This window comes from Aquimarina algiphila (assembly GCF_007489275.1).
In the GTDB taxonomy this organism is placed as follows: Bacteria; Bacteroidota; Bacteroidia; order Flavobacteriales; family Flavobacteriaceae; genus Aquimarina; species Aquimarina algiphila.
Genome location: NZ_VLNR01000012.1, coordinates 75,638 through 101,287 on the forward strand (window position 1 = coordinate 75,638; position 25,650 = coordinate 101,287).

Genomic DNA, 25,650 nt, shown 5'->3' on the forward strand with positions numbered 1-25,650 from the left:
AAACGAAATTTCGTATTTTTGTTAAGCATGTGATCTATAAAGTGCATGCGTGTTAAGTATTACTTCCCTCCGAAAGAAGTAATTTCTAAAAGGATAGGTGTGCACCTGTCCTTTTTTTGTTTTCTAGTAATCAATTAGTTTCATGTTGTTTGTGATTTGAAAATGAGTAAAAGATTTGATGTTTTTTTGGTAAACCAAACTGGAAAACCAATTTGGTTTACCAAATATATGTTATTTTAATGTTAAACAAAAAATTATTACAATATTTAATGTTAAAATTTTTGAGATTCTTTATTTGACATATAAAATGGTTGAGATATTCTCTTTTTGAAGTGATAAATACGAATTTAATAATAACACTTACTCCATAAAATCTTCTCGTATAGGACTAAATACATCAATAAGGAAACCAGATTCTAAACAAATCGCACCGTGCATTACATTTGGAGGTATATAAAAAGAATCCCCACTTTTTAATATTTTGGTTTCGTTACCAATGGTAACTTCAAACTCTCCACTCTTTACATAAGTAACTTGAGAATGATAATGTTTATGCATAACACCAATTCCTCCTTTGTCAAATTTTACATTGACTAGCATAATCTTGTCGTCATATCCCATAATTTGGCGTTGTACTCCTTCACCAACAGTTTCCCATTCAATTTCTTTTCCGATGATAAATTCTTTGCTTGATCCAAAACTTTTCATTTGATAATTATTAAGATGTAAAAATTAATTTTCTTTAGTATATGAGTAGGGGCCAGACCATGTATAGGTTTTACCATTTAGACTCAAATTATGTGTGCTCTTTTTATTTGTGTCAGAAGTGCATAAAATAAAGGTGTGTGTGTTCCCTTTTTTGGTAATGATCGCCCAGGCTATGTATTTTTCATTTTGAATTGAAAATTTAGTAATTCCTTTAATATTACTATATGCATTATTTGCTATTTCAGTAACAGGGTCATATAGACCATGCGTTTCGATAACACTAATAAAAGCTCCGTTTTTAGTTTTAGGTTTTCTTACAATAAAAGAAGGGTCTCTACGTAGATTAAATTTAGGATCATTGGCACCAATTCTGGCAAATAAAAATTCATCTTTTGCCTTGATTATAGTGGATAATGTATAAAATGTGTTTTTTGATAACCAGGTGACTTGAGTGGTTTCATCATTTTGAAATTCTTTTTTTCCTTCTAACCATAAATGTTGATATCCATTTTTATTTCCCAATACTTCAAGGCTACTTGGGGTGATATATTCAAAATTTGTATCTATAATTTGTCCATTGTAGTAAAAGGGTAGATCAAATTGATGTATTGTGTTAGAGTCAAACTGCATAACATCAATGAGTATTGGCTTTTCAAAATCTTCATCCTCCAGCATAATCATAGTCCTATGTAATTTTGTATCTGGATAGGCGTTTTGATCTTTTGCACTTACCACTTGTAATTTTGGATTTGAACTATCAAAAAGATACTTTTCTGAATGATGTTTACTGCCTATTTCAAATTTACCTCCAAAGTGAGATGTTTCATCTTGAATAATAGTATTATGAGCAATAGTTTGCTTAGCCCATGTTTTATTTTCCTTTAGATATCCTCCTCCATTTTTTTGTTCAATATTTACAAACCTTGCCAGACCATAATCCTGAAATATTTCTGTGTCTTTGTTGTAATAGGAAAAAGATAATTTGTCATAATGACCATGACTTAGACCTTGCGCAGTATATTTCATGAGTAATTCTAAATGTTGATCCTTTGAGCGTAAAATCCCCACACTACCTTCTGAACCATCAGAACCATCTCTGAGTTCTATTGATTTTTTTATAAACTCAGTCGTTTTTCCTTGTTGGATTCCTAAAGCAATAGCAAGACCAGTGTCATCTAATTGAACTTTGTTTTGTTTTTTAGCAATACTTAATAATGAGGCATCGTTTCCGCCAAAATGATATGCAATATCTACTGCGGATACTAGCTCTCTAGAATAATATGACATTCCTTTTTGACCATCATTTAGTGGGAAGAATTCACCATTGGTTTTGGTTAAATTTAGTAATGCATACACTGCTTTTATTAATACACCATCTTTATATTCGAAAATTTTTAATTCTGGCTTTACATTTTGTAATGCTTCTGCAAATACCATAAAAGGATACATGGCATAACGTTGATAATAGGGACCTTCTGTATAATATCCATCTGGAGAAAAGGGTTCATCTAAATTTGCTAAAAACCCTGTTTTTTGACCTTTAGCTTTAATAAAACCACCGTCGTTATCTTTTTGGTTAGGATCAATGTTGTCACTCTTTAATCCATATAAAGCATTATTAATTAGTTTTTCATTATTCATTACAAGACCAATCATACCAACGGCTACATTTCCCCAGGTACTATGGTTGTGGATGCGATTAAAAAATTGAGGACTCCCTTCTGAAAGGAAATTTGCATATGGTACGAATAAATTTTTCTCTAAATATTCACGTTCTTGTTTTGATAAATATGTATAGATGCAATCATAAGCCTGACTTACATAGACCAACCAATTAGCGTCATTTAAACATTGCCAAAATATTTTCCCTCGAGCATATGATCTTGTCTGAGGGTGCAGTGGAAGTGTAGGATACATTGCTGCATAGGCTTTAAGGACATCATGTACGTAAATAGCATATTTTTCATCTTCAAGAAGCTGATAAAGGATACCTGCTTTTTGGAGTATTAACCAATTTTTTTTATGCCTGTCATGAGTATAACCCCCTGCCATGTCTTTGGGAATAGGGACGTGAATACCTGAAGCGATTTCTGCATCAACTTCTTTTTTGGTGGCAGCTAATGTTTGATCAAAAATAGGGATTTGCCCTAAGTGTTTTCGAATATCGGTTACTCCTTTTTTTGTTAAAATAAGATTTGGATGATGTTCTTGAGCATAACCATGCAAACAGAACATGATAGCGAAGACAACAAAAAACTGTTGTAAAATTCTTATTGACAAGTGTGGGATTAATTTTTGCATACCTATTTATTAATGACGCCAAGATTTTGTCCATCATCTGCTTTTTCTTTAAGACTTGAATTTTCTTCCAATTTGTATGTGGTGTCATTTTCAAATTTTGGATCTAAAGACCAAATAGAGCTAACCTCGTATTTCTGATCACCTGTAACAGTAACTTTTTCTGAATTAAAAAAGTTTGTGTGATGTACTTTTGCTATTGGTCCACCTACGACCAAATGTATTTGAATTCCTTTACTGTTATTAAAGATGCTATTCTTAATGTTAGCATTTTGGACTCCGATTAAAGAGATAGCTTTCTTGTTTTTATTTCTTTTCCCGTTACCTACATTGTCAACAATATTATGATCGAAGGTCAGAAAAGGTCCAAAAGTACTCTCATCTCGTCCGTCTCTTACAAGATTAAGTATTGCCCCGTCTATGTTAGAGAAGATATTGTTTTTTAAGACTACAAATTCAGCATTAAAGATTCCGTTTTCTCCAATTTCTTTATCTAATGAAAGTACATTACCTGATATATTGTTAAAAGTTGAATTTTCAATTCGAATTATATCTGCCATTGTGTTTTTAGAAACCTTTACCACATCATAAGAATGATTAATGTTTAGGTTTTTAAAATCACAATTATCTACAATCAATTTGTAATTCTTGTTCATAGAATATTTACTTGTTCTTATTACAGAATTACCAGAATAGTCCGGAGCTTCTTTTCCATCAAAGATCAAATTTTTTAATTGAAGACTCCCTCCGTTTAAAATGTCAAAAAGTGATTTTTTCTCAAAAGTAATTATCGATTTTCCTGAAGCAGATTTTACTGTGACAGGGTGATTGATATCAATGGTTTTTGTAACTAAATATTCATTAGGAGAAGTAAGTTCTATGATGTCTCCGGGAGCAGAATTTTTTATGGCATCAAATAGTGTATTGATCCCAGGAGATACTTGAATGTTTTTACCAGAATTAAACTCTGCTACTTTATCTATTTTGGGATACCAGGAAGTTCCTGTACTTTCTTTAGTAGGGATTTCTCCTTTGATTACAGCACCGGCAGTAAGGTCTTTTTGCGAAGGAACTAATAATCCGGCAGTATTATTTGATAACTCTAATTTTTGTTGAATAAATCCTTTGTCAGTAATAGGTTTTGTATTTGGGCTTATGATATTATTGTTAAAACGAATTCCATTAATATCATCATAAACTGTGAATGTATCATTCTTTTCTGGGTTGTAAAAAATGTTATTTTCCATGACTGAGTTTATCGGAGTTGCGCTTCTCTCTGCATCACTACCAGCACATAATTGAATATAATCACAGTTGATGAATGTATTATTTTTGATTTTTGCATCAGTAACCTGAAAATACCGATTTAAAGGAGAATTTGGTACTCCGTTCATAACCACCAATGCTCCACCAAAACGATACCCTGTGAGTCCAATAGCATAGTTGTTTTCTACGGTTTGTTTTCCGTTAATTACACGTATTCCCCCAGTGCTTGGGACACCATTTCCAATAAATACATTATTATTTACATTAGTTTCATTACCATGGCGCATGGTTAAAGTTCCTCTGCATTCAAAAAACACATTATTGCGATAAGTGTTTTGACATGATTTACTTGAGATTATTTCTAATTCACCACTGCAGCGATCAAAATAATTATGTTCTACAATAGTATTTGAATTGCTTAAAGAATGGTGACTTGTTCCTATTCTTAATGTTTCACCTCCATTTGATCCTAAAGTTTGTCTGGGACCAAAATAATTATGATCAATTTGATGATGGTTTTCAATAAATTGTTCTGAATTTAAGCGGACAGCCATTGTAACTCCAAGGTTGCTTTTTCCTTCGATATGGTTGTGATCAATGCGATTGTTTTTTCCATAAATACCAATCCAATAATCTTGTTCTCTTCGTTCTGGATTACTATAATTATCGATTACACATTCTGTTAATCGACAATTTGAAGCAAAGTTATCTTTGTCCTTTTTGAAAGAAATAACCTCAGAAGTAGGGGTAAAGCCATTTTTAAATACTAAGCCACTAACTATAAGGTGTTCTCCTGCGATACGTAAATAAGAAGCTCCTTCAAATGTTGTAGCTCCTTTTTCTTCTACCGTCAATGTAATTGGTAACTCTTTGGTTCCTTTAGCTTCGAATAATAGTTCGGCATCTTTCCATATGCCTTTAGCTAATATTATAGAATCTCCTGGTTGTGCAGCTTTAACCGCTTCGTTAAAGGCATCAATAGTTTCAATTGTGCTAACGTATTCTTTTTTCGTTTGATTATTACAAGAGTATAACGAAATTAAAATAAGTATAAGATAAAATACTTTTCTTTCCATGAATGAATTTGGTTTACCAGTTTGGTTAACCAAAAATAAACATATAAATTAATATTCAAAGAAAGTATCTCTATTTTTTAAAGAAATCTTTAAAAAACCTTTTAAGACTATACATTTTCTTTAAAGAAAATCCAATAAAATTGTCTATTACATAATAATGAATAAACAGCATGATGATATTATGAAGTTTAGGTTTTTATAAAAACCTGCTTCAATTAATGTTTTTTTGAATGAATAAGAGTGAACTACTGTTTATTACAATACTTGTAAAGTTCTTTAAAGTGGTCATTTAAACTGGCAACTGCTTTATCCGCATTTTTTTCTTCAATAGCATCTACTATAGCCTGATGCTCTTTAATCAAAAGAAAATTCTCCTCCTTATCGCATATTTTATTTTTTACAAAATGAGCAATAATTTCGGGAGTTATAATAAGCATTAGAGAATTGATCACGCTATTATTACTTGCTTCAGCTAATTTTATATGAAACATTAGATCTTCTTCTATGGCATCAAGTCCTTGTATCGCTTTTTCACTATACGCTTCATGCGCTTTTTTTATTTGGTGAATTTGTGATTCTGTCCTTCTGGTAGCGGCTAGACGTACTGCGTTTTTTTCTAAAATTATTCGGGTTTCTACCAAAGATTTGAAATCAGGATTTTGTAGTTGCAAGATATCTGACATCATTCCGTTTAATGCGGTTACTCCAATGTTTGAAATACGAGTACCACTCTGAGGATATTTTTTGACAAGTCCATAAAATTCTAATTTTTGAATAGCTTGTCGCAATTGATTACGGCTTACACCAAATCGTTCAGCGAGGTCTCTTTCTGCGGGAAGCCTGTCTCCAGGTTCTAAATGTTTAGAAACAATAAGTTCCCTGATTTTAGAAATAATTACCTCTTCGACATTTTCTTTGTCTTCTGGTAATTTTTCAATCTTTTCTAGTCCATTTAACTTCATATCAATTTTAATTAGCTGATTGATGAATATGTTTTTAAACATATTTTCAAAAACGTAACACTAAAATTATTAATATAAATCTAAAAAGACTGGATTTTTCTAAAAAAACAAAGCTATTCAGAAAATCACTGGATAGCTTTGTTTACGATGTGTACTTTTTTAGGTATTAATGAAACACCTCTAACTTATTGATTGCTACCCTACCATAGTCAGAACTTTTATAGCTTTTTCCTTTCATGGATTGCAAATAATTTCCTGCTTTAAAGTAATTTTGTTTGGCTGGCGCGCTCTGAGAAGTGAATATGGTATTTACTCGATTACCACTACTATTTAGTTCATATAGTTTTACTATACTATTTTTATATGTTAATTCGAAATACAGTTCTTCTCCTAAGTTAAAATTGCCTACAGTTTTACCACCGCCTTCGAGTTCTTCGGTTACATAACCATTAATTCTTAATTTTACACTTCCGCTGGTTTGGTTGGCACTTCCTTGACATTGTACTCTAACTACATCATCAAAAAAATCAGTTTTATCATGAATTTGTCCAAAACAAACTTTTCCAGAACTGGGTAAACGGTCCACTCTAACCTTCCATTTCATTCTATGTTCTTTGCTGGTTGTACCATCCCAGAAAATATTGTTGTTACCATTAGCGGTTAATTCTCTAAGTTCCATTCTTGGATTGCCAGAACCAGAAGATGTGTCGCTACCTGCCCATACCTGAAATATTGCCCAATTGTTTTCTACAAAAAACCAATTGTTATTAGTATAATTACTTAAGTTTGGGATTGCATCTACATAATCATTATTAGATGGAGATCCTGATAAGCCATTCAATTTCCAATTTTGAAGACCAAGAAGATCGTATGGCGTATTTCCTGATGGTGGAGGTGGAGGGTTGCCACCGTCAGTATTACCATAAATTTCGGTTTCTGTGAGACTATTCCAACTATTGCTAGAGTTGCCAAAACAAGATATACGAACATATCGGGCGCTTACTTCGCTAAAATTATAGGTTTCTAGTTGAGTTGTGGATCCACTACTTCCACTTGATTTTTTATCGACAACAGTAGATAGACTTGAAGTAGAGTTTCCAACCCTAATTTTAAAAAATGCTTTTCGTTGATTCCCCTTATACCAGGCTAATTTTACACTAGAGATTTTCTTTGAAGAACCTAAATCGTAAGTGATGTATTTTCCTGTTGCTCCATTTGAAGACCATCTGGTGTTCAAATTTCCATCTAAAGTATTGGCAGGAACATTACCGTCATCTCCATTTGCAGAGACAGATGAAACTGATAATTCAGTTAATGCCTTTAAGGTGTTCTGTTGTTCAATTAGACTAGGATCGTCTAAAGATTCTGTTTCGGTAGTACAATTGGATAACAATCCAATAGATACAATTGCCAAGAGATGGCAAAATAATTTAGTAGTTTTCATCGTTTTGTTGTTGAATTTATGTGTTGATAAAATTGGTCAACCAATTTGGTTGACCAATTTAAGATAAATTCTTAAAAAAAACTAATTAAAATAATATATTTATCATTTTTATTGTTAAAAAAATAAGAATTACAAAGTTTAGGTAAAGTATGGTAAGAAGTATGCTTTTTGAATTTTATAGTATACATAGGGATTTGTAGAAATGATATATAGCTATTGCTAAGTAAGCCTTACTTTTTATAAATCAAGAAAAATATTTATCAAATCTCTAAATCAAGAGGCGTAATTTTATCAAAATGACATTTTTATTAAATTTTGTGAATTGTTTTGCAATCGATATTTAGTTTTTATGTATTATTGCACTATCTAGTTAACGAAAGGGGCTACGGCCGACGATTTAGAGTTACTATTATGAAAACGGCAAATTACATTTTTACAGAAGTTAGAGTTCAGTTATTGAACACATTAGATAATACAATTATTCCTGTACGCCGCTTTCGTCGCCCCTTGGGGGTCTAATTTTCTTCTGAAGCAGGTGCGTCCTACTTCCCCTATAAACATCGAATCCATTTAATGAAATCCAAATTCTAAGAATTACTTTTATAAGTATATTTATTTTTTTGGGAGATATAACTTCATGGTTACTTCAGTTTTATCCGGATTCAAAACAATCAACTAGTATTCAATTTCAAAGCTTCTTTAATAAGCGTAATTCGTTTATGAAAAAAGTAGATATCATAATTGCTGGCGAAAGCCATCTTAGATACGCACAAGAAATATGTGAAGTAATATCAGAATCTGCCAAAGTCAGAGGGACAGGTATTGCTAGACGTACGCCAGAGTATGTGCAAACCAAAATGCAAAATGGTAATGCAATTATAGCATTATCCGGAGACCAATTTGCTGGATTTTGCTATATCGAGGTTTGGGGACATGAAAAATATGTAGCACATTCTGGGTTAATAGTTCATCCTGATTTTAGAAATAGAGGGTTAGCTAAAAAAATCAAAGAGTTTACATTTCATCATTCTTTAAATAAATACCCAACAGCAAAGGTGTTTGGAATTACTACAGGACTGGCAGTAATGAAGATAAATTCAGACTTAGGTTATAAACCTGTTACATTTTCAGAACTGACAGATGATCCAAAGTTTTGGGCCGGGTGTAAAACATGTACCAATTTTGAAATTTTAACATCTAAGGATCACAAAATGTGCTTATGTACAGGAATGCTATACGATCCTACACAAAAAGTTAAGAAAAAAGAAAAATGGTTCAATAAAAAAGTATTAAAAAGATTAAAAAAAATCAAGCAATCTATGCTTGAAAATAATAAACAATTATTAGTATGGAAAAAGTAGTATTAGCATATAGCGGAGGTTTAGATACTTCATACTGCGTAAAATACCTTATTCATGAGAAAAATCTTGAAGTACATACCATCTTGGTAAATACAGGAGGTTTTTCAGAAAAAGAATTAGAAGAAACCGAAAAGAGAGCATACGAGCTAGGTAGTAAGGATCATGTTAATAAAACAATATTGGATGATTTTTATAATAAAGCAATTAAGTATTTGATTTTTGGAAATGTATTAAAAAATAACACCTATCCTTTGTCAGTTAGTGCTGAACGAATTTTTCAGGCTATAGAAGTAATTAACTATGCAAAAAAGGTAGGAGCAAAATACATTGCTCACGGAAGTACAGGAGCAGGAAATGATCAAATCAGATTTGATGTAATTTTTCAAACATTAGCTCCAGAGATTGAAATTATTACTCCGATAAGAGATCTAAAACTTTCTAGACAAGAAGAAGTAACCTATCTGGAAAAACATGGAGTGCACTATAGCTGGGAAAAGGCACAATACTCTATTAACAAAGGAATATGGGGGACTAGTGTAGGAGGAAAAGAAACATTAACATCTCATAGTGCATTACCTGATACAGCATATCCAAGCCAATTAAAAAAGGAAAAAGAAGAAACAATTACCCTTCATTTTGAAAAAGGCGAACTTACCGGGCTTGATGGAGTACAAGATACTCCCGTAAAAAATATTCAAAAACTGGAAGAGTTAGCAAGTGCATTTGCTATCGGAAGAGATATCCATGTCGGTGATACTATAATTGGAATTAAAGGAAGGGTTGGGTTTGAAGCCGCTGCACCAATGATTATTATAAAAGCGCATCATTTATTAGAAAAACATGTATTAACCAAATGGCAACAGTATTGGAAAGAACAATTGGCTAATTGGTATGGAATGTTATTGCATGAAGGGAATTATTTGGATCCTGTGATGAGAAATATTGAAGTATTTATGGAAGATGCTCAAAAATCAGTAACAGGAGATGTAAAGGTGAAGTTAAAACCTTATCACTTTATTTTAGAGGGTATAGAATCTGATTATGATATGATGAAATCAGATTTTGGGCAATATGGAGAAATGAATAATTCATGGACGTCTGATGATGCCAAAGGTTTTATCAAAATTTATGGTAATGCCAATAAAATATATCATAATGTAAATCCAAATGAATTATGATACAGGTAGGGATTATAGGAGGATCAGGATATACAGCAGGAGAATTACTAAGATTATTGGTGCATCATCCTGAGGTGAAATTAGACTTTGTATATAGTACAACCAATGCAGGTCTTTCAATTTATAAACAACATCCTGATTTGATTGGAGAATTAGATCTGGAATTTACAGATACAATACATCCAGATGTAGACGTATTGTTTTTATGCCTTGGTCACGGAAGGTCTAGATCATTTTTAGAAACACATACATTTTCTTCAACCACAAAAGTGATTGATCTGGGTAATGACTTTAGATTAACAAAAGATAAACAATTCTTAGGAAGAGATTTTGTGTATGGCTTACCTGAGTTACAAAAGGAAAAGATTAAATCTTCAAAGAATATTGCTAATCCAGGATGTTTTGCTACGGCTATCCAGTTGGCATTACTTCCTTTGGTTTCTGAGGGGAAACTTACTGATGCGGTACATATAAATGCTACCACTGGGAGCACAGGGGCAGGAGTAATGCCAGGAGGAACAACCCATTTTAGTTGGAGAGATAATAATTTCTCTAGCTATAAAGTGTTTACTCATCAGCATCTGGATGAGATTGAGCAAAGTCTGAAGCAGTTGCAAACCGATTTTGACTTTCCTTTATTTTTTATTCCGAATAGAGGGAATTTCAGTAAAGGGATTTATGCCACAATATATACAAGATATGATGGAAGTGAATCCGATGCTAAAACACTGTATAAATCATTTTATTCTGACGCAAAATTCACGGTAATTTCTGATGAAGAGATTCATTTAAAACAAGTGGTAAATACAAATAAATGTATTCTGCATGTATGCAAGAAAGATGGAATGTTATTGATTACATCAGTGATTGATAATTTGATAAAAGGAGCTTCTGGACAGGCTATTCATAACATGAATTTGATGTTTGGATTAGAAGAAAAAACAGGATTAGAATTAAAAGCAAGCGCATTTTAAAGATGAATAAAATAACGATCATAGGAGGCGGAAATTTAGGTAAATCAATCATATCAGGATTAGCGGGTAGCGATTTGTTTGAAGCTAAGAATATTACCGTAGTTGATAAGTCCATATATAACCTAAAAGAAGTTGAAGATAAATTAGGAGTATCAACTTCACAAAATATAGCGGAGTCTATAGAAAATGTGAAATGGGTAATTCTTTGTGTACAACCTAGGCAATTAGATGCGGTATTAGAAAAAATCAAAGATATAGTGACTACTGACCAAATATTGATTTCGACTGTAACAGGGACATCTATTACAGAAATTAATGAGATTGTTCCAAGCAATAAAGTAGTTAGGGTTATGCCAAATACTGGTGCAGCAAAGAAACTTTCTATGACATGTATTGCAGCAAATGATGATGTAAAAGAAGAATTAGAGATAGTGAAAAAAATGTTTGATACTATAGGAGAAACCTTAATTATCGAAGAACGATTAATGCAGGCTGCAACAGTTTTAGGAGCGAGCGGTATTGCATTCTTTTTAAGGTTTCTAAGAGCTATGATCCAAGGAGGAATTCAAATGGGATTCCATCCTCATGAAGCGCAAATTATAGCAGTACAAACTGCTATAGGAGCAGCAACATTAGTAGCAGAAAATGGTACTCACCCCGAGCGAGAGATCGATAAAGTGACAACACCTCAAGGGTGTACAATAGAAGGGTTAAATGAAATGGAGCACCAGGGGTTAAGTTCCTCTGTAATAAAAGGAGTAATGGCTTCTTATGAGAAAATTAATACCATAAAATAAAGAAGATGAAACTATTTGATGTATATCCCCTTTATGATGTAGAACCAATTAATGCTTATGACTGTATCGTAGTCGATAAAAACGGAATTGAGTACTTAGATATGTATGGGGGTCACGCCGTCATTTCGGTTGGGCATTCTCACCCTCATTATGTAAAAAAACTTAAAGAACAAATAGAAAAAATAGGCTTTTATTCTAATGCAGTTCAAAATAGTTTGCAATCAAGATTAGCAAAAAAACTAGGGGAGTTGTCTGGATACGACGAGTATCAGTTATTTCTTTGTAATTCTGGAGCAGAAGCAAATGAAAATGCGCTGAAATTAGCCTCTTTTTATACAGGAAAATCAAGAGTTATTGCTTTTAATAATGGTTTTCACGGAAGAACTTCAGCAGCAGTTGCAACAACAGATAATACTAAAATTATTTCGCCCTTAAATGCTCAGCAAGACGTCACCTTTTTACCGTTAAACGAAATTGAGTTGGTAAAGACTGAATTAGAAAAAGGTGATGTTTGTGCTGTTATTGTTGAACCTATTCAAGGAGTGGGAGGATTAGATGAAGGGACAACAGAATTCTTCACAGCATTAGAAACTTTATGTCATGAATTTGGAGCGGTTTTGATTTTAGATGAAGTCCAATCCGGATTTGGACGAAGTGGAAAATTCTTTGCGCATCAATACCATGGGATTACTCCTGATATTATTTCTATAGCAAAAGGTATGGGAAATGGTTTTCCTATAGGAGGAATTATGATCGCACCACATATAGAACCAAACTACGGAATGTTAGGAACTACTTTTGGAGGGAATCATCTCGCTTGTATTGCAGCATTATCAGTTCTAGAAGTAATCGAAACCGAAAACCTAATAGATAATACCAGGTTAACCGGAGAATATTTCTTATCACAAGTACAGCAGATTCCGGGATTACAAAAAGTAAAAGGAAAAGGATTGATGCTGGGATTAGAGTTCGATTTTGAAGTTAGTGAACTGAGAAAAAAAATGATCTATGATGAACATATTTTTACAGGAGGAGCAATGAATAAAAAACTATTAAGAATACTTCCTCCATTAACTATAGGTAGAAAAGAAATTGACCAATTCATTAAAGCTTTACACAATGTTTTGGTTGAAGAAAAAGTTGGGTTATGAGTAGTATAACATTAAACATATCACAAAGAAATTTGGTTTTAGAGAAAATGGCAATTCTTGTAGATCAAAATAGAACATCGATTATTCAGGCGAATATTAGAGATATGGACGGATATTCTGGTAATGATCTGGCGATGAGAGACCGACTTAAGGTTGATGAGCATAAAATTGACGGTATGATTACCTCGCTTCAACAATTGGCAGGTCAGGAGGACCCAGTGGGTGTAGAGCGATTTAGGTTTCATCATGATAACGGGATGGAAATATTTAATAAAACTGCTTCTTTTGGGACGGTATTGATTATCTATGAATCTAGACCTGATGTGACTATAGAAGCAGCTGGAATTGCTTTCAAATCTGGTAATAAAATATTACTTAAAGGAGGAAAAGAATCATTACATTCTAATCTGGCTATTGTAAAACTTTGGCACCAGGCACTTTTAGAAAATGATATTACAACAGATTGGGTCGAATATTTGAATTATGATAGACAGAAAACACAGGTATTTCTAGAAAAACCAACGCAAAAAGTAGATTTAATTGTTCCTCGCGGGGGAGAAAAATTAATTGAATTTGTAAAAGCTCATGCATCCTGCCCGGTCATTGTAAGTGGTAGAGGTAATAACTTTGTATATGTACACAAAGAAGCCGATAAAGCATTAGCGTTGGATAATATCATTAATGGAAAAACAGATAAGATTTCTGCCTGTAATGCTGTAGATAAAGTTTTAATAGATAAAAATCTTCCTAATAAAGAAGATTTTGTAAAAAACCTTATTGCAACACTTCATGGATATAATGTAGAAATTTTAGGGGATGAATCTCTATCTCAATATGAAGAAGTAAAGCCAATACAAAAAAATACAGTTTGGTTTGAAGAATTTTTGGATTACAAAATTGTTATTGGAGAGACCGAAAACATTCCCGAAGCAATTTCCAAAATCAATAGATTTAGTGGGGGACACTCTGCAGCTATAATCACCAAGGATAAATCTGCGGCAGAAGTATTTATGTCTTCAGTCGATTGTGCAGCCGTATATCATAATGCATCTACTCGATTCACCGATGGTTTCCAATTAGGCCTTGGAGGAGAACTAGCTATAAGTACAGATAAATTACATCAAAGAGGCCCGATCGGTTTACAACATTTGGTAACTAATAAATGGTATATACATGGAGATGGGCAGACGAGATAAAAAAAGAATTGTACTCAAGGTAGGATCAAATGTCTTAACCAAAGGAACAGATCATATTTCTAGAGGAAAGATTGAAGATATAGGTCGACAAATAGTGGCACTTCAGGATACATATGAATTTGTTATTGTGAGTTCTGGAGCAATTGCTGTAGCCAAACAATTTGTAAACCTGGAGAGTAATGGAGTAGCAATAGACGTAAAACAAGCCTTAGCGTCTATAGGGCAACCACATTTAATGCGAATATTTCAGGAAAGCTTTAGGGATCTTGGATTGCTAACCTCTCAATGTTTGTTGTCCTATTCAGATTTTGAAAGAGAGCAATCCAAAAAGAATATTATAAATACAATTAATGTATTAGTTGCCAATAATTATATCCCGATCATTAATGAGAATGATACTGTAGCCACCGATGAGATTCAATTTGGTGATAATGATAAACTAGCCGCATTGACAGCTTCTTTACTTAATGCAGATCTGTTGGTTATTGCAACAAATACGAATGGAATATGCACTAAAGAATCGGTAGAAAATAATACTTATCAAACAATTGATGAAGTAAATGATATTGAGATGTTAGAAAATGAAATTGTTGCAGAGATTTCTAGTCATGGTACGGGAGGTATGAAATCGAAAATAGAAGCAGCAAGAATAGCTCAAAATGCAGATATAGAAACTTGGGTTATCAATGGATTGAAAGATAATTTTGTAATCAATGCAATCCAAAATAAAACTTTATTTACCAAAATAGTTAAAGCAGTATATAATGAATAATTACTTTTCTATAGAAGATATAGATTCACTACCTGATTGGGTAAGTGAAGCTATAGAAATGAAGAAAACTCCAATGTCGAATAAAACTTTGGGAGTGGATAAAACTATTGGACTTTTGTTTTTTAATCCTAGTCTTCGTACGCGTTTGAGTACACAAAAAGCAGCTTTAAACCTGGGGATGAATGTAATTGTTATGAACTTTACAGGAGAAGGATGGTCTTTAGAGTATGGTGATGGTACTGTTATGGATCAGGGTAGTTCAGAACATGTTAAAGAAGCAGCACAAGTAGTTTCTCAATACTGTGATGTATTGGCAATACGGGCCTTTGCAAAGTTAGAAAATAGAGAAGATGACTATAGCGAGAAGGTCCTTAAAAGTTTTATACAATATGCCTCTATTCCTGTAATTAATATGGAAAGCGCTACAGGGCATCCATTACAAGCATTAACAGATGCAATAACGATAACAGAACATAAAAAAATAGATAAACCCAAAGTTGTACTATCATGGGCACCGCATCCAAAAGCCTTACCACAGGCAGTTGCTAATTCTTTTGTAGAGATGATGCAAAGAATGGACGCAAATTTTGTAATTACCCATCCTGTGGGATTTGAGTTAGCCAGTCAGATTACTAAAGAGGTGCCCATTGATTACAATCAAGAGAATGCACTAAAAGATGCAGATTTTGTTTATGTCAAGAATTGGAGCGCTTATGAGGATTATGGTAAAACATTGACAGATGATCCTTCATGGAAAATTTCTCAAGAGAAGATGAACCTGACCAATGATGCTAAATTTATGCACTGTTTACCTGTAAGAAGGAATGTTGTTGTTGATGATGATGTCATCGACAGTGAGAATTCTATTGTTATTGAACAAGCAAACAATAGAACATATGCAGCACAATTGGTGTTAAAGAAGATTTTACAAAATAATTGAAAACTTTAAGTCTTTGCATTTTTTGCAAAAACTTAAAAAGGTAGATATGGAAAAACAGAAGTTATTGGTTGCCAAAATTGGTGGAAATATAATAGAAGATGAGGTTGCTTTGCAATCCTTTCTAGAGAATTTTTCAAAGATAAAAGAACCTAAGATTCTGATTCATGGAGGAGGGAAGTCAGCGACACAACTTGCTGCTAAGCTTGGAGTAAAGACAGAAATGATTGATGGACGAAGAATTACATCAGCAGAAAACTTAGATATTGTTGTGATGACATATGCTGGATTGTTAAATAAAAGAATTGTTTCAGGATTACAAAAGTATAACTGTAATGCTATGGGATTAACAGGAGCAGATGCTAATGTGATTAGAGCAGAGAAAAGACCTGTTCAGTTTATAGATTACGGGTATGTTGGAGATGTAGTAGAAGTGAATGATACAATAATAAAAGGCTTTTTGAATCAAAAAATAACTCCAGTTTTTTGTGCAGTAACACATGATTCAAATGGACAATTGTTTAATACAAATGCTGATACAATAGCATCTGAAATTGCTTCTGCGATGAGCCCTCATTATGAAGTTTCATTGTTTTATTGCTTTGAATTAAAGGGTGTTCTAGAAAATATAAAAGATAAAGATTCTGTAATCGAACATATAAACTTAGAAAAATATAACGAATTACGGGATGCTCAGGTGATTGCAGATGGTATGTTGCCTAAACTTCAAAACTGTTTTGAAGCATTACAAAAGAAAGTGAGTAAGGTACATATAGCAAATGCAGATTTTATAAAAGATAATACAACTAAACATACGACTTTGAGTCTATAAACAATGGTAGAACAACTAACAAATCAGGCAATAGAGCTTTTGCATAACCTAATAGAAACCCCATCTTTTTCTTCAGAAGAGGATAAGACGGCTAAGTTGATAGAACATTGGTTTGTCAAAAATGATATTCCTTTCGAAAGAGAGAATAATAATATCTGGGCTTATAATGCTCATTTTGATGAATCAAAGCCTACTATTTTATTAAACTCACATCATGATACGGTAAAACCTAATGGAAATTATACTAATGACCCTTTTAAGGCTTTTGTAGAAGATGGAAAATTATATGGATTAGGGAGTAATGATGCTGGTGGATGTTTGGTGTCATTACTAGCCACATTTACTTACTTTTATAAGAAGGATGGTTTAAAATACAATTTTGTGATCGTGGCCTCAGCAGAAGAAGAGAGCAGCGGACCATTGGGATTAAAAAGCGTATTAAAATATCTAAAGAATGTAGAATTTGGGATTGTAGGAGAACCTACTTTGATGCAATTGGCAGTCGCAGAAAAAGGATTATTGGTTTTAGATGTATCAGTAAAAGGAACTGCAAGTCATGCTGCACATCCAAATGACGATAATGCTATTTATAATGCCTTGCAGGTTATACAATGGTTTGAAACCTATGTATTTGATAAAAATTCAGAAGCTTTGGGAAAAGTAAAGATGACTGTAACACAAATAAATGCAGGAAATCAACATAATGTAGTACCAGCGAGTTGTGATCTGGTAGTGGATATCAGAGTAAATGATAAGTATAAAAATGAAGAGATTTTGGAACTGGTAAAACGGGCAATGCCAGAACAGGTTGAGGTTCGTCCAAGATCATTACATCTAGGATCTTCATCGATACCTGTAGATCATCCAGTGGTAGAATCAGGCATAGCACTAGGAAGAACAACATATGGATCACCAACATTATCAGATCAATCAGTATTAAGCTGCCCATCTTTAAAACTAGGGCCGGGAGATTCAACACGATCGCATTCTGCTAATGAATTTATTTACGTGAATGAGATTAAAGAAGGAGTAGAACTATATATAAAGATTTTAGAAGGAATTGTATAGAAAATTATGATTCTATACTTAATTTGTTAAATTTAAAATAATAATTTAAAATGTAGCTTCAATATGTATTGGAAATGCATTAAGGAATAAAAATTATAATAATGTTATGAAGCTTTGGGATAAAGGATTACCAACAGACCAGAAAATAGATATGTTTACCGTAGGTAACGATAGACAACTAGATTTGGTAATCGCCAAATATGATGTAAGAGCTACATTGGTACACGCCAAAATGTTGCATAAAATAGGTTTACTCTCTGATGATGATATTGCTGGGATAGAGAAAGAGTTAGATGTACTTGCAAAGGAGATAGAAGAGGGTGTGTTTCTAATAGAAGATCAGTTTGAGGATGTTCATTCTAAGATAGAGTTTGAACTAACCAAAAGAATAGGAGATGCTGGTAAACGAATCCATACGGCAAGATCACGTAATGATCAGGTTTTAGTAGCAATGCATTTGTATTTAAAGGATGAATTGCTACAAATTAAATCACAAGTCAAAGAATTATCGTCTAACCTGCTAACCACAGCAGAAAAATATAAGGATGTTCTTTTACCAGGATACACACATTTACAGATCGCAATGCCATCTTCTTTTGGGTTATGGTTTTCTGCATATGCAGAAAGTTTTATAGATGATCTTCATTTTGTGAACGCTGCTCTCAAAGTGGTCGATCAAAACCCGCTGGGTAGTGCGGCAGGATATGGTAGCTCATTTCCTATAGATAGAGAGTTCACAACCAAAGAACTAGAATTCGAAACATTAAAGTATAATGTAGTAGCTGCTCAAATGAGTAGAGGTAAATCAGAGAAATCAACTGCTTTTGCAATGAGCAGTGTTGCAGGAACTTTATCAAAGTTGGCAATGGATGTATGTTTGTATATGAGTCAGAATTTTGATTTTATGAGTATACCTTCAGAATTTACTACAGGATCTAGTATTATGCCTCATAAAAAGAATCCTGATGTTTTCGAATTGATTAGAGGGAAATGCAATAAAATTCAAGCATTACCATATGAGTTAAGTCTATTGACAAACAATTTACCTAGCGGATATCACCGCGATTTACAGTTACTTAAAGAAGGAGTTGTGCCTGCTATCCAGGATTTAAAAGCTTCTTTAGAAATGGCGATATATGCATTAAAAAATGTTACTTTAAATAAAAATATTCTTAATGATAATAAATATGACTACCTTTTTAGTGTAGATACATTAAATGAATTGGTAATGCAGGGAATGTCATTTAGAGACGCATATGTGAAAATCGGTTTAGATATCGAAAATGGAGATTATAAACCAGAAAAGAATACAAAACATAGTCACATAGGTAGTATTAATAACCTGTGTCTGAATAAAATTGAAGAGAAGCTGAAGCAAGTTTAATTGAGTGTAAGTTGAGTTAGTTTAATTTTATCGCTTCGGCCTAGACCCTCAGAGGAGTTGTTAACCACTGAGGGTTGTTTTCAATATACACGAATAATACATTGTGTATAATCAGTCGTATTAATTATCCAAAATTTCATAATAAGTATATTAAAAAGAGCAGGCAGATATATAAATTAAAACCAATATCTAATGAAAATCACTTGTTTTGGAGAAGTACTTTGGGATATTTTTCCAAAGCATAAAAAAATAGGAGGAGCTCCTCTTAATGTAGCCTTACGATTAAAATCTATGGGTATAGATTCCTGTGTTGTTTCAAGAGTTGGAGATGATGATTTGGGTAAGGACATCATGAAGTATGTTGCAGAAAGACAATTACCATTAGATACATTTCAGATTGATCATCAATACAAAACAGGAGAGGTTGAAGTAACTCTGGATGAAGAAAACACAGCTACTTACAACATTAACCACCCTGTGGCTTGGGACTTTATTGAATATACAGAAGAGGTTATACAAGTAGTAGCGCAATCTGATGCTATTATTTTTGGCAGTTTAGCAAGTAGAAATGAAACATCAAGAGCTACATTGCTAAGAGCTCTAGACAAAGCTAAATTTAAGATTTTGGATGTTAATCTCAGACCTCCGCATTATGATGCTGAATTATTATTGGAATTAATGAAAAATACGGATTTCATAAAACTCAATGATGAGGAATTGGATGAAATTTGTACGATATTCAAAATCGAAGAGAAATCTATTGAAAATAAAATCAAAGCTGTTGTAAAACATTGTGATACAGATCAAATTTGTATAACCAAAGGAGGAAAAGGAGCAATATTATGGTATAAAGGCACATTTTACCATAATGAAGGATATAAAATAAAAGTTGTAGATACCGTAGGTGCCGGGGATTCTTTTTTGGCTACTTTAATTTCGGGACTACTTCAGCAAGAAACCCCTCAGGTGGCGATTGATAATGCATGTGCTGTAGGTGCTATGGTAGCAGCTAGAGAAGGAGCTAATCCTGTTTTTAGCACCAGTGAAATCAGAAATTTTGTTAGAAGCCAAGTAAAGTATTAAATCAATAATCAGAATATTTATTATTATAAATTATTATCTTTAATAAGATCATATCATCATTCTTTTAGTCATGGCAAGAGATAAAATCAATCGTAGACAAGCAGTTAAAAATATATCACTAAGTATTGGGGCTATAGGGTTAAGCGGATCAATAGTTGCAAATTGTGTAGAAGACCAAAAAACTAACATTCAAGAAGATTTAAAAGGAAACATAAATCATTCGGCATGCAGGTGGTGTTACCAAGATATTCCTTTACAGGAATTTGCAAGAAAAGGAAAGGAAATGGGACTTAAGGCAATTGATTTATTAAAGCCGGATGAATGGAAAATAGTAAGAGAGGCTGGATTAGAATGTTCTCTGGCAACTGATACATTTGCAAGTATAACAGACGGCTTTAATGACCCTAAAAATCATGAAGCACTACAAAAACAATATCTTACCCTAATTTCAGAAGCTTCTAATGCAGGTATAAAACAAGTTATCGTTTTCTCTGGTAATCGAAATGGTATTTCTGATGAAGAGGGTTGGGAACAGTGTGCTAAAGGTTTGGATGTGTTAGTTAAACATGCCGAAAAAAATAATGTTACCCTTATTATGGAATTGCTAAATAGCAAAGTGGACCATAAAGATTATCAATGTGATTTGACTCCATGGGGAGTTGGTTTAGTTGATAAAATAGGGTCATCTAATTTTAAATTACTCTACGATATCTATCATATGCAAATTATGGAGGGCGATATTATTGCAACGATAAGAAAGTATACTGAATATATTGCACATTATCATACGGGTGGAGTACCTGGCCGCCATGAGATTAATAGGAGTCAGGAACTTAATTACCCAGCCATAATGCAAGCTGTATTAACCACTGGTTTTAAAGGGTATGTAGCTCAGGAATTTATCCCGACTTATGATGATAAATTAAGTGCTCTACAAGAAGGAATTATGATTTGTGATGTCTAAAAGAATATATTATCCTGAAATTAATGCTTTTAAGTCATTAATAACATTGATGTTATGCCTAAGGTTAGCATAAAGAATAAATAGAATAATTATGGCGACAATAAAGCCAAGCAACATTCCATTATTTCTACTCGATAGTTTTTTGGAAGTTTTTAAATACACTTTTGACAATTTTTTTGCATAACTCGTTACCAAAGCAAAAGCGGGCGCAAAAATTAGTACGACAACTAACATGTCTATCAGAACAAGAAGATACCCTTGTTGATCAATATGTCTCTTTACATATTTTAAAATGAACCCGTTAATTAGAGCAGCCGATAAAACAGCAACTGCATAAATAGCATATTTGGTAGATTGTCTATTATTACTCATGGAGGCTAGTTTCTTATTTTGGAGTTGAAATCTAATAAAAAATTATGATTTATCACAAACGAATCAAGGTCATAATTTTCTTTGTTATCATAAGTATATAGATTGTTTTATTGCTTTTTCGGATATACAACCCAGTTTATGTAAGTGATACAGGATCAATAAATCGAATAGTATTATGAAGTAAATAAAAATAGATTAATATCAATTATTCAATATATGGCTGTTTGTTTTAGAAATTGTTTATTTTTTTAACATTTTGCCTTTCTAGTTGATATAATGTTTTATCTTTATAAGAATTAAATTGGTCAACCAATTTAATTTTAACTGATTTTACACAAATTCAATCTTCAAAATGAAAACTTTTACGTATTCCAAACTATTACTTTTTTTATGTACATGTTGTTATCTTAGTACTTATGCACAAACTACTGTAAGTGATGATAAAGAACTTAGAGACCTGGTTAATTCTGCTTCTGCGGGTTCAGTTTTTATAATTCCGAATGGAACATATAGAGACTTCGAAGCGCGTTTTTCTGATGCAAAAGGAACTCCGGGAAATCCAATTATTATCAAAGCCGAAACGATAGGTGGAGTAACATTTACCAAAGAATCGGTTTTTTCTTTAAAACGGTGTGAACATATTGTTTTAGAAGGGTTTGTTTTTGATTGTGAAGGCGAAAATACGCTTGTAAAACTCGAAGGATCTAATAATATTCGAATAACGAGAAATGTTTTCGAATTAAAAACTACTGTACCTATAAAATGGGTTTTTATTGGTGGTATTTATAATGACTATACTTTTCAACATACAAGCCACCATAATAGGATAGATCATAATATTTTTCAAAATAAGACAACTCCCGGACATTATATTACTATAGATGGGACGAGTAATCAGGATGAAAGTGATTCTAGACAATCCCAGTATGATAGAATAGATCATAATTATTTTAAGAACAATTCACCAAGAGCTAAAAATGAACAAGAATCTATACGTATTGGTTGGAGTCAAATGTCAAAATCTAGCGGATTTACTATTGTAGAACACAATTTATTCGAAGATTGTGATGGGGACCCAGAAATAGTGTCTGTAAAATCATGTGATAACATTATTAGACATAATACTTTTAGAAAAAGTTATGGAACATTATCATTTAGACATGGTAATAGAAACAGAGCAGAAGGGAATTATTTCTTTGGAGATAATAAACCTAATGGAACTTTTGAATCATCCACAATACATACTGGAGGGATACGTATATATGGTACCGATCATGTTATTGTAAATAACTATATGGAAGGGTTAAAAGGAACTATTTGGAATGCTCCAATTGCATTAACCCAAGGGGATGCGATAGATGGAAACAGTACAAATCTTACTAAACATTTTAGAGCAGAGCGTGTCACTATCGCATACAACACTCTCGTAAATAATACATATGGTATTGAGATTGGTTATGATAAACCAGGAAGAAACCCTTATAATGTAAAGTTAAAAGATATTACTATTGCCAATAATATTGTGACTGGATCAACAAATAGTATGATTAGTTATATCAATGGTAATGACCAGGGAGGAGAAGTAAAATTCTTTAATAATATTATGTATCCAACAGGTAGCGCAAATCTTACTAGTGATGGATCAACATTTGCCGCTAATCAGGTTAATGAAATAAACCCAGGTTTAACCTTTGACGGTACTGTATGAAGGTCTACAGATTCTTCACCAACCATTAGTTGTGCTATTGCGGGCTTAAATATTGATGAAGATATAGAAGGACAACCCAGGCCAGGTACCAGTAATGCTGGTGCAGATCATTTTAGTACTGCCTCTGTAAGATATAAGCCTTTAACACCTAGTGATGTTGGACCAAATGCTGGTGAAGATCCCAATCCACCAACTAACACGCTTACTGTAGGCACAATTAGCGATTTTGCGGATAGTAAAACGTTATCAATAATGTCTAATGTAAATTGGTCAGTTTCTGATAATCAAAACTGGATATCAATTAGCCCTAATAATGGATCAAATAATGGTACAGTAGAAATTACGGTAACTGAAAATACAGAAACAACAGCGCGTACAGGAGTTGTTACAGTATCAGGAGGATTAATAACAAGAACTATAAATATAACTCAAAATGGAGTGGCTCAACAACAAGATGAGTTAACTGTTTCTAATTCTACGATTTCTTTTGGCTCATCTATAGATAATAGTACATTTACTATTAATTCTAACCTCAATTGGACAGTTTCTGATAACCAGAATTGGTTAAGTACATCGCCATCATCAGGAAGTAATAACGCAACAGTTACAGTAAATGTAAATGCTAATGCCACTACAAATACCAGAACAGGAATAATAACAATCACAGGAGGAGCAATAACCAAAACAATTAGTGTTTCACAAAGTGGAACGAATCCAGGCACCGGTAATGATATGTTATTAAACGTTTCTAGTGTAAACGCAAGTACTTTTCAATCTGGTAATGGTCCAGAAAAAACTTTAGATAAAGATTTAAGCACAAGATGGTCTGCCCAAGGTATAGGAGAAACAATAACATATGATTTGGGAATTGTATATGATATTAATACAATTAAAATAGCATTTTTTAAAGGAGATCAAAGAACTACAACTTTTGATATTGCTATATCAGAGGACGGAACCAATTTTGCAACCCTCATATCAAATCAATCAAGTAGCGGTAATTCTAATGATCTGGAAGATTTTGCCTTGAGTGGGCAAGCAAGATACGTTAGAATTATTGGAAAAGGGAATTCATCAGGGAACAACTGGAATAGTTTAACTGAGGTTGAAATCTGGGGAAAAGAAATGAGCACAGGAACTGTAACCGAATCTACTTTAATTCCAACTATAGATACGTATATAAGAGGAGGAAGTTTTGATGCTGTAAATTATAATACGAGTACTGATCTTTGGGTAAAAGAACCTAATTCTGATGATTACAAAAGAAGAGCATTATTCAAATTTGATATTTCTGCGCTTAGCGGAAACATAACTTCTGCAAAATTAATGTTAACTCCTGTTCAAGTGGGAAGCACAGCTTCAGATTTAACAACTCATGTATATGAATCTGATGATTTTAATTCAAATGTAACATATAGTCAAACTCCAGGAATATCAAAGCTTTTAGATACTAAAACTGGTGGATATGTAGTTGGAGAACCAAGCGTGTATGATATTACAGACCTTGTTAATGATGGTGTTTTGAATAGTTTAAATCAAATCTCAATTCATGTGAGATCAAATGGAGGAGATGCAAGTAAGACATATGTTAAATTTGCCTCTAAAGAAAACTCTACTATTTCCTACCAACCAAAGCTTATGATAACAGCTACTAATGCAGTTAATCGATCTTTAGGTGAAGTGTTAACTCTTAATAATAACCAAGAAATAATGCTATATCCTTTACCAGTAAAAGATATGCTGCAAGTAAAAGGAATTACAAAAGGATATGATAAAGTTATTATTTTTAATTTGACCGGGCAGATCATGTATGAGTACAAAGTAGATAATGATAAGGAAGTAATACCAATGAGTAACCTAAAACAAGGTATCTATATTATTAAAATAACCGGAGATAATGTATCGAATATCACTAGGAAAGTGGTAGTGAAAAGATGATATAATCTTTTCTATTACAAATAATAATTCCATGTTTAAGATTACAAAAAACCTCAATTACAATTGGGGTTTTTGTATTTAACCCATTTACATGCAATCAAAAAGAGAATTGCGCTTGAGGCCCTTTTAATGTAGAAGGTTTACCTATTCAATTTTTAAATTATTATACAAATGATAAATG

21 protein-coding genes are annotated in these 25,650 nt (G+C 32.8%); 15 read left to right on the forward strand and 6 right to left on the reverse strand.

Annotated elements, in window-relative coordinates; all coding sequences use genetic code 11:
* Positions 1-360 precede the first annotated feature (360 nt).
* The 5 genes from FOF46_RS08005 to FOF46_RS08025 all read right to left on the reverse strand — a co-directional run bounded on the left by FOF46_RS08005 (position 361) and on the right by FOF46_RS08025 (position 7,754).
* Positions 361-708 carry a cupin domain-containing protein gene (locus FOF46_RS08005; protein WP_109436532.1) on the reverse strand — a complete coding sequence of 116 codons (348 nt, stop codon included), beginning with the start codon at positions 706-708 and terminating at the stop codon, positions 361-363.
* 24 nt (positions 709-732) lie between these two features.
* Entirely contained in the window at positions 733-3,009 is a 2,277-nt protein-coding gene (locus FOF46_RS08010; protein ID WP_143916094.1) for a heparinase II/III domain-containing protein, read from the reverse strand.
* 2 nt (positions 3,010-3,011) lie between these two features.
* Positions 3,012-5,348, reverse strand: coding sequence for a polysaccharide lyase 6 family protein (locus FOF46_RS08015; RefSeq protein WP_143916095.1), 2,337 nt, complete (start codon positions 5,346-5,348; stop codon positions 3,012-3,014).
* Between the two features lie 245 nt (positions 5,349-5,593).
* Entirely contained in the window at positions 5,594-6,310 is a 717-nt protein-coding gene (locus tag FOF46_RS08020; RefSeq protein WP_109436698.1) for a FadR/GntR family transcriptional regulator, read from the reverse strand.
* Positions 6,311-6,476: 166 nt separating this feature from the next.
* Positions 6,477-7,754, reverse strand: coding sequence for a polysaccharide lyase family 7 protein (locus tag FOF46_RS08025; protein ID WP_143916096.1), 1,278 nt, complete (start codon positions 7,752-7,754; stop codon positions 6,477-6,479).
* A 719-nt stretch (positions 7,755-8,473) separates the two neighbouring features.
* On the opposite strand from FOF46_RS08025, the gene FOF46_RS08030 reads away from it, so the two are divergent.
* From FOF46_RS08030 to FOF46_RS08090, 13 genes are all read left to right on the forward strand, one after another.
* The gene (locus FOF46_RS08030) at positions 8,474-9,115 is read left to right on the forward strand and encodes a GNAT family N-acetyltransferase (RefSeq protein WP_143916097.1); all 642 of its coding nucleotides are present in this window, start codon (positions 8,474-8,476) and stop codon (positions 9,113-9,115) included.
* Positions 9,103-10,293, forward strand: a complete 1,191-nt coding sequence (locus tag FOF46_RS08035; protein ID WP_109436536.1) for an argininosuccinate synthase — start codon at positions 9,103-9,105, stop codon at positions 10,291-10,293. The genes FOF46_RS08030 and FOF46_RS08035 overlap by 13 nt, the downstream gene beginning before the upstream one ends.
* The gene (argC, locus tag FOF46_RS08040; protein WP_143916098.1) at positions 10,290-11,267 is read left to right on the forward strand and encodes an N-acetyl-gamma-glutamyl-phosphate reductase; all 978 of its coding nucleotides are present in this window, start codon (positions 10,290-10,292) and stop codon (positions 11,265-11,267) included. Before FOF46_RS08035 ends, argC begins: the two co-directional genes overlap by 4 nt.
* A gap of 2 nt (positions 11,268-11,269) precedes the next feature.
* A complete protein-coding gene (gene proC / locus FOF46_RS08045) occupies positions 11,270-12,064 on the forward strand; it encodes a pyrroline-5-carboxylate reductase (protein WP_143916099.1) in 795 nt (264 codons plus the stop codon).
* Positions 12,065-12,069: 5 nt separating this feature from the next.
* Positions 12,070-13,215 (forward strand): aspartate aminotransferase family protein, encoded by a 1,146-nt coding sequence (locus FOF46_RS08050; protein WP_143916100.1) that lies wholly within the window; start codon positions 12,070-12,072, stop codon positions 13,213-13,215.
* The gene (locus FOF46_RS08055) at positions 13,212-14,411 is read left to right on the forward strand and encodes a glutamate-5-semialdehyde dehydrogenase (RefSeq protein WP_109436540.1); all 1,200 of its coding nucleotides are present in this window, start codon (positions 13,212-13,214) and stop codon (positions 14,409-14,411) included. The genes FOF46_RS08050 and FOF46_RS08055 overlap by 4 nt, the downstream gene beginning before the upstream one ends.
* Complete coding sequence (gene proB / locus FOF46_RS08060; RefSeq protein WP_109436541.1) at positions 14,395-15,183, forward strand: glutamate 5-kinase; 789 nt, start codon at positions 14,395-14,397, stop codon at positions 15,181-15,183. Before FOF46_RS08055 ends, proB begins: the two co-directional genes overlap by 17 nt.
* A complete protein-coding gene (locus tag FOF46_RS08065; protein WP_143916101.1) occupies positions 15,176-16,123 on the forward strand; it encodes an N-acetylornithine carbamoyltransferase in 948 nt (315 codons plus the stop codon). The genes proB and FOF46_RS08065 overlap by 8 nt, the downstream gene beginning before the upstream one ends.
* A gap of 46 nt (positions 16,124-16,169) precedes the next feature.
* Positions 16,170-16,952, forward strand: a complete 783-nt coding sequence (gene argB, locus FOF46_RS08070; RefSeq protein WP_143916102.1) for an acetylglutamate kinase — start codon at positions 16,170-16,172, stop codon at positions 16,950-16,952.
* A gap of 3 nt (positions 16,953-16,955) precedes the next feature.
* Entirely contained in the window at positions 16,956-18,020 is a 1,065-nt protein-coding gene (locus tag FOF46_RS08075; RefSeq protein ID WP_143916103.1) for a M20 family metallo-hydrolase, read from the forward strand.
* Positions 18,021-18,126: 106 nt separating this feature from the next.
* Complete coding sequence (gene argH / locus FOF46_RS08080; protein WP_143916104.1) at positions 18,127-19,404, forward strand: argininosuccinate lyase; 1,278 nt, start codon at positions 18,127-18,129, stop codon at positions 19,402-19,404.
* Positions 19,405-19,596: 192 nt separating this feature from the next.
* Positions 19,597-20,487, forward strand: coding sequence for a carbohydrate kinase family protein (locus tag FOF46_RS08085; RefSeq protein WP_143916105.1), 891 nt, complete (start codon positions 19,597-19,599; stop codon positions 20,485-20,487).
* A gap of 70 nt (positions 20,488-20,557) precedes the next feature.
* Positions 20,558-21,451, forward strand: a complete 894-nt coding sequence (locus FOF46_RS08090) for a hydroxypyruvate isomerase family protein (protein WP_143916106.1) — start codon at positions 20,558-20,560, stop codon at positions 21,449-21,451.
* 9 nt (positions 21,452-21,460) lie between these two features.
* Here the strand turns inward: FOF46_RS08090 and FOF46_RS08095 are convergent, their stop codons facing one another.
* Positions 21,461-21,823, reverse strand: coding sequence for a hypothetical protein (locus FOF46_RS08095; RefSeq protein WP_109436547.1), 363 nt, complete (start codon positions 21,821-21,823; stop codon positions 21,461-21,463).
* A 352-nt stretch (positions 21,824-22,175) separates the two neighbouring features.
* Between FOF46_RS08095 and FOF46_RS08100 the strand changes: the two genes are divergently transcribed.
* Both FOF46_RS08100 and FOF46_RS08105 read left to right on the forward strand, forming a co-directional pair.
* Positions 22,176-23,531 (forward strand): polysaccharide lyase 6 family protein, encoded by a 1,356-nt coding sequence (locus FOF46_RS08100; RefSeq protein WP_143916107.1) that lies wholly within the window; start codon positions 22,176-22,178, stop codon positions 23,529-23,531.
* A gap of 252 nt (positions 23,532-23,783) precedes the next feature.
* Complete coding sequence (locus tag FOF46_RS08105) at positions 23,784-25,469, forward strand: CBM96 family carbohydrate-binding protein (RefSeq protein WP_143916108.1); 1,686 nt, start codon at positions 23,784-23,786, stop codon at positions 25,467-25,469.
* Positions 25,470-25,650 lie beyond the last annotated feature (181 nt).